This is a genomic window from Massilia solisilvae (assembly GCF_024753215.1).
Classification (GTDB): Bacteria; Pseudomonadota; Gammaproteobacteria; order Burkholderiales; family Burkholderiaceae_D; genus Telluria; species Telluria solisilvae.
Genome location: NZ_JANUGV010000019.1, coordinates 1 through 2,069 on the forward strand (window position 1 = coordinate 1; position 2,069 = coordinate 2,069).

3 protein-coding genes are annotated in these 2,069 nt (G+C 59.8%); all 3 read right to left on the reverse strand.

The window, feature by feature from the left end; genetic code table 11:
• The coding region (locus NX773_RS23405) for a hypothetical protein (RefSeq protein WP_258858636.1) at positions 1-208 on the reverse strand (208 nt) is incomplete at its 3' end.
• Between the two features lie 35 nt (positions 209-243).
• Positions 244-1,425: a GGDEF domain-containing protein gene (locus NX773_RS23410; RefSeq protein WP_258858637.1), complete on the reverse strand. Its 1,182-nt coding sequence runs from the start codon at positions 1,423-1,425 to the stop codon at positions 244-246.
• Between the two features lie 192 nt (positions 1,426-1,617).
• Complete coding sequence (locus NX773_RS23415) at positions 1,618-1,992, reverse strand: GNAT family N-acetyltransferase (protein ID WP_258858638.1); 375 nt, start codon at positions 1,990-1,992, stop codon at positions 1,618-1,620.
• Positions 1,993-2,069 lie beyond the last annotated feature (77 nt).

Consider the following 2,069-nt stretch of genomic DNA (forward strand, 5'->3'; position numbering starts at 1 on the left):
GACTGCCTTGCTGCATTGTGCGAATCGTTTTGTTCGTCAGCAGCAGAGAAGTGAGATTATGCAGTGTTTCGCGTTTGTCGTCAACTTCATTTTTGCTTCGGGTCAGTTTCCTGGTGAACCTTGTCAGCTTAACTACTTGATTCGTTTCGCTTTTGGTTCGCCGCCGAAGCAGGGACGGAACTATAGCAAACCAGTTCGCGGAGCGCAAGGTCTTTCGAAAATCAGGTGGCTAACCTGCCCACCTCATGCGGAGATTGCGGCGGCCTCGGCCGGCTCCCGGCTCACCACGCGATCACGGCCTTCCTGCTTCGCCCGGTACATCCGCTGGTCGGCCAGTTCGACCAGATCTTTCCAGTCCGAGGCCCGGTCGGCGCGGGACTCGGCAATGCCTATACTCGCCGTAACCCGGCCACCCTCCGGACGCTCGCCGAAGCCAGCCTTGCGTACTCGCTCGATGGCGGTTTCTGCCTGCTCGATGGTGGTGCCGGGCATAATCAAGAGGAACTCTTCGCCGCCCCAGCGGGCCAGCACGTCGCCGTGGCGCAGTTGGCGGCTGACGCTTTCGGTCATCGTGATCAATGCACGATCGCCAGCTTCGTGCCCGAACTGGTCATTGATGCGCTTGAAGTGATCCAGGTCCAGGAACGCAACGGCAAAGGGCGCGTTGGCGCGGCGCGCAAGCGTGAAGTGAAGATCGATGATCTCTGTGCCGCTGCTGCGCGAGAACGCACCAGTCAGCGGATCCCGGATCGCCTGGCGTACCAGCGCAATCATGAAGGCGAGCTGGCAAAGGCCGGCCAGCGCGGCCACACCGGTGATCAGCACCAGCAGCCAAAACGCGCCGGCAAACGAAGGCCAGTCCATCGCAGCCCAGCGCAGGTAGCCGGACACCGCCTGGCAGATCAGGATCGGGCTGGCCACAACCAGGCTTTCCACCAGGGTCAGCGGGAAAATCGACAGCCCCGCCAGCAGTACGAACGGAAGGAATGCATAGCCGGCGCCGATGGCGGCAGACATTCCCGTCAGCTCATAGTAGGTAAGCAAAGTGTGCGACGCGACATAGAAGACGGTCGGGATCGCGAACAACAGCGCCATCGCGCGGTACGCATTGAAGAGGTCGCCGTTGGACCGATAATAGACCAGCAGGCTGGCAAACGCCGCGCAGGCCGCGAAGCGCATCAAGGCCAGTTCTCGCCACAGCGGGAATGGGAAGACGATGAAGTCCACCACGCTCCACATTGGCGTGAGGACGGCAAAAAGGAACGCGAACAGCCTGACGCGATTGACGATCAGCGTCGCGCGCCGACGCGCAAGAAGGGAGAGATGACGGTGAGGCGTAGCCAGCCAGCTCAGTTCGCCCTGGTTCAACTCCCCAGGCATCAGACCGGTCAGGCGCTGCCAAACCATGGCAGAAAGTGGGCTCATCAATGCTTTCTCAAAAACAGACCAAGGCGACATGCCAGGGTTTGCTGCGCCGCGCTTCTGCCCAAGCGGGGTATGCAAATTCCAATATAGCAATAATATTTAATGCGCTGCAATAAGTCACGCACTCCACTTGATGCAGTTCCGCAAATTGTGAATTTTGCGGCGTGTTCACAACATTTTATGGGCCACAGCTCAGAGGCGAGCGCGGCGCATCAACTTGGCAGAGCCTTCGACCGGCTCGAAGCCGAAGCCGCGATAGAGCCCATGCGCATCCTCGGTAGCGAGCATCAAGGTGCCCACGCCCTCGTGCTCCAGCCGCTCGAGCATCGCCTCGACGAGCTGCTTACCGTATCCCCGGCCGCGAAAGGCGGGAAGTACAAATATGTCCTTGAGGTAGCCAAAGCTGGCGTAATCGGTGACGACCCGGCCGAATGCGACCTGGTCGGCGCCGACAAAGCCGCCGAAGCACAGGGAGTTCGCTAATCCCTTGCAGATCTTTTCGCGGGAAACGCCCTTCGACCAGTACGCTTCCTCCGACAGGAAGCGATGGATCAGGGTGAGGTCCATGTCGGATGCTGCGCTCGAAATTCTCATGTTCGTCATGTGGGCGGCCCAAAGCGAAAAAGCCCGCAGACATCAGTCTA